Here is a 3,405-nt window from a genome sequence, read left to right on the forward strand (position 1 = left end):
CCCCGGCACTCGCCAGCGCCGTTGCCGCGCGCGCCGGCATCGACTGGCTGAGGTCGATGGTGGCGAACTGGCATCTCGATGCCGAGCATGTTCGTGCCGGCCTCGCCGACGGCAGCTCGGTTGACGCATCGCTGGCGGTCGCCGCTGACGGACGCTTGTCACCGGCGCGCCAGGCGGCCGGCATCTCGACCTCGGCCCGCTCCTATCCGCAGGCAGCTCTCGTCCTCAATTTCGGCCATAGCGGCGATCACGCCTTCACCTCGACGGAATTCCACACCGAGACCGGTCCGTTCACGCAGGTCCCGCTGCCCGGCAATCGCTCCAGCCTGGTCTGGGTGGTCAAGCCCGAGACCGCGACCGAGCTCGCCGCGCTGGACGATGCGACACTTTCTCAGCGGGTCGAACAGCAGATGCAGTCGATGCTGGGCCGGGTGGCTGTCGAGCCGGGCCGGCAGATCTACCCGCTATCGGCGGTGACGCCGCTTCGTTTCGCAAGGGATCGGGTGGCGCTGGTCGGCGAAGCCGCCCATGTGTTTCCGCCGATCGGTGCGCAAGGCCTCAACCTCGGCATCAGAGACGTCGACGATCTAATTGGAATCGCTTGTGAAAATCGATCCGATCCGGGCGCAGCCAAGGCGCTTGCAGCCTACGATTTCAAGCGCCGCCCCGACATTCTGGCGCGCAGCAGCGCGGTCAACCTGCTCAACATGTCGCTGCTTTCCGACATGCTGCCGGCGCAGATGGCCCGCGTTGCCGGGCTCGGCGTGCTCGGAGGCTTCGCGCCGCTTCGGGCTTTTTTCATGCGCGAGGGGCTTCGTCCCGGCAGCGGTTTTGCCGCGCTTGCCGGCGGGTTAGGGAAACAGGTCCGGCGCTAGGATATTGTGCCGGATCAGGTAGAGCAGCCCGGTAACGGTCACGACCGACAGGCAGGTTGTGATCAGCACACTGGCCGACGCTCGCTGTACCCAGACGCCATACTGCTGGGCGATGACGAAGACGTTCGTGGCGGTCGGCAATGCGGCCAGAAGCACCGCCGAGAAGACCCATGTCTCAGAGAAATTGCCGATCCAGCTCAGCACGACATAACAGAGCAACGGGTGCAGGATCAGCTTCAGCGCGGCGATCGGAACCATCTCATGCGGGACGCGATTGAGTGGCCTGAGCGCCAGCGTGACGCCCATGGCAAACAGCGCGCAAGGTGCGGCCGCACGGGAAAGATATTCTAGAAATCGCTCCACCGGCACGGGCGGTCGAAAGCCGATATAGGCGGCGCCGACACCCAGGGCGGTTGCGATGATGAACGGATGCAGCACGATCTTGCGCAGGACGCCCAGGGCAAGCCGGAGAGGAGTGGTCTTCTCGTCGCCAGACAGCGCCATCATCATGGGCGCGATGGCGAAATGCATGATGTTCTCGAAACAGAAGATCAAGGCGACCGGCACAGCCGCCTCCTCGCCGAAGGCCAGCAGCGCCAGCCCCGGCCCCATATAGCCGATATTGCCATAGGCGGCCGCGAGCGCCTTGATGGTCGATTGCGCTATCTCGCCGCGCGAGGTCAGGACCGACCCCATGAACATCAAGGAAAATATCATGAAGGTCGAGACGACCGAGCCGAAGATGAAGCGCCATTCCGTCAGGTCTTCGAACGGCGTCTTGGCAAGCAGTTGAAAGAAAAGTGCCGGCAGCGCGACATAGACGATGAACGTGTTCATCCAGCCGAGCGCGTCCAGCGGCTGCCTGGTGATGCGCGCCACCAGAAACCCGACAAAAATCAAGCCGAAGAACGGAAGAACAAGACCGATGACGTCAGACATTTTTATGCTGGTCCGAAACCCTGGCGCCGGGCTAACCCGTTGCTTAATAGGGCGTCAAGCGCCTCGGGATTGAATTGATGCGCGGTCTGCGCCAAATAAGCTCAAGGAACTCAGTGGTGAGTACGATGAAAACAGCCAAATTCGCAATCGGACAGGTGGTTCGCCACCGGCTGTTTCCATTCAGGGGCATCATTTTCGATGTCGATCCGCAATTCGCCAACACCGACGAATGGTACGAAGCCATCCCCGCCGACGTGCGGCCGCGCAAGGATCAGCCTTTCTACCATCTGCTCGCCGAGAATTCGGAGACCGAATACATCGCCTACGTCTCCGAGCAGAACCTGCTCGAGGACCAGTCGGGCGAGCCGGTCCGGCATCCGCAGATCAAGGAAATGTTCGACAAGAAGCCGGACGGCGGCTACCAACAGAAGCGGCAGTCCAGGCATTAGCCTGCTGGAAGACAGTCACAAAAAAGCGGGGCATGAACCCCGCTTTTTTGTTGGCTCGGCGATATCGGCCGATCAGTTGGCGGTCTTCGCCTTGTCCTGCTCTTCCTTGAGCTTCTTGGCGAAATCCTGGTTGTTCTTGGCGACGAAGTCCTGAAGCTTCTTCTGCCTGTCCTCGATGTCCGACTGCTGCAGCGCCGGGCCGTCATAGGCGCCGCTGAAGCCCTGCAGGGCGATCTTGATCGGATTGGGCTGATTCTGGAAATTGACCGAAGTCAGCGTGATCGCCTGGCCTTTCTTGAATGCCGCGACGAGCTGATCGGTCAGCGGCACTTCGGCCACGCAACGATCCGGGAAGCAGATCACATAGTCGAGCTTCTGCGCCTTGCCGGTGTCGATCTGCAGGCCGATGCCGGGAGGCACCAGACGGCCGGTCGGAACCGTCACCTGGAACACCTTGCGGTTCACCTTGCCCTTGAGCTCGATCAGGCTGACGCCGGTGACCAGCTGGCCATTGCCGGCAGTGGTGATGTTCTGGACGTTGCAGATGTCGACATCTTCCTGCTTGGTGCAGGCCTTGAACCAGCCTTGCGGAATCTGCTGCTGCTGCTGTGCGGAAGCGGCGGGAAGCCCTGCGCCGAGAAAGCCGACCACGCCAGCGGCCATGACCGACAGGCGGTACGCGTTGCTGTTCAGGCTCGTCATGTCGTGCACTTCCTCTCAAATGATCCCGGGACCGGCTTCTTCGTGCCGTGTGGTCCAGCTACCTGTTGCCGAAATGAGGCAACAGAATGACTTCGGAGGGCGTGTTACACTGCAAGCGAGGCCGAATCCAGCCCGGCGCCTGCGATTCTTGGCCGTGCGATTTGGGCCGTGCGATTTGGGCTGATGTATCTGGCCGGAGCGCGGTGGCGCCATGCTAGGGTGCAGTCCGAATCATCAAGCCGCCCAGTAAGGAGACGGTCATGGGCCGCGTTCTTGTTTGGCTGATCACCGCGATATCGTTTCTCGCCCTTTCGCATCAGCCGGCCGCATCGGAGCCGAAGCACGCCATCGCCATGCAGGGCGAGCCGGCGCTGCCGCCCGACTATACGCATTTCAACTACGTCAATCCCGACGCGCCGAAGGGTGGCTCGATCACCTAT

Annotated in this window: 5 protein-coding genes; 3 read left to right on the forward strand and 2 right to left on the reverse strand. The window is 61.9% G+C overall.

Going from position 1 to position 3,405, the window contains the following annotated elements; genetic code table 11:
* A partial coding sequence (locus tag EN884_RS30230) for an FAD-dependent monooxygenase (RefSeq protein ID WP_128360923.1) occupies positions 1-875 on the forward strand: 875 nt, incomplete at its 5' end.
* Here EN884_RS30230 and EN884_RS30235 read toward each other — a convergent pair.
* The gene (locus EN884_RS30235) at positions 852-1,814 is read right to left on the reverse strand and encodes an AEC family transporter (RefSeq protein ID WP_063168002.1); all 963 of its coding nucleotides are present in this window, start codon (positions 1,812-1,814) and stop codon (positions 852-854) included. The genes EN884_RS30230 and EN884_RS30235 overlap by 24 nt on opposite strands.
* 125 nt (positions 1,815-1,939) lie before the next feature.
* Here EN884_RS30235 and hspQ point away from each other — a divergent pair, with 125 nt between their 5' ends.
* A complete protein-coding gene (hspQ, locus tag EN884_RS30240; RefSeq protein ID WP_024503281.1) occupies positions 1,940-2,263 on the forward strand; it encodes a heat shock protein HspQ in 324 nt (107 codons plus the stop codon).
* Positions 2,264-2,335: 72 nt separating this feature from the next.
* Here hspQ and EN884_RS30245 read toward each other — a convergent pair whose 3' ends face one another.
* Entirely contained in the window at positions 2,336-2,965 is a 630-nt protein-coding gene (locus EN884_RS30245; protein WP_013531658.1) for an invasion associated locus B family protein, read from the reverse strand.
* A 260-nt stretch (positions 2,966-3,225) separates the two neighbouring features.
* Here EN884_RS30245 and EN884_RS30250 point away from each other — a divergent pair.
* Positions 3,226-3,405, forward strand: a 180-nt coding sequence (locus EN884_RS30250; RefSeq protein WP_164895243.1) for a hypothetical protein, incomplete at its 3' end; no start/stop codon positions are given.

This window comes from Mesorhizobium sp. M7A.F.Ca.AU.001.01.1.1 (assembly GCF_004022735.1).
In the GTDB taxonomy this organism is placed as follows: Bacteria; Pseudomonadota; Alphaproteobacteria; order Rhizobiales; family Rhizobiaceae; genus Mesorhizobium; species Mesorhizobium ciceri.

Bases quoted from the DNA above. Each gene is read 5' to 3' on its own strand.
- hspQ (WP_024503281.1), top strand. From the start codon at position 1,940: ATGAAAACAGCCAAATTCGCAATCGGACAGGTGGTTCGCCACCGGCTG.
- EN884_RS30235 (WP_063168002.1), bottom strand. From the start codon at position 1,814: ATGTCTGACGTCATCGGTCTTGTTCTTCCGTTCTTCGGCTTGATTTTT.
- EN884_RS30245 (WP_013531658.1), bottom strand. From the start codon at position 2,965: ATGACGAGCCTGAACAGCAACGCGTACCGCCTGTCGGTCATGGCCGCT.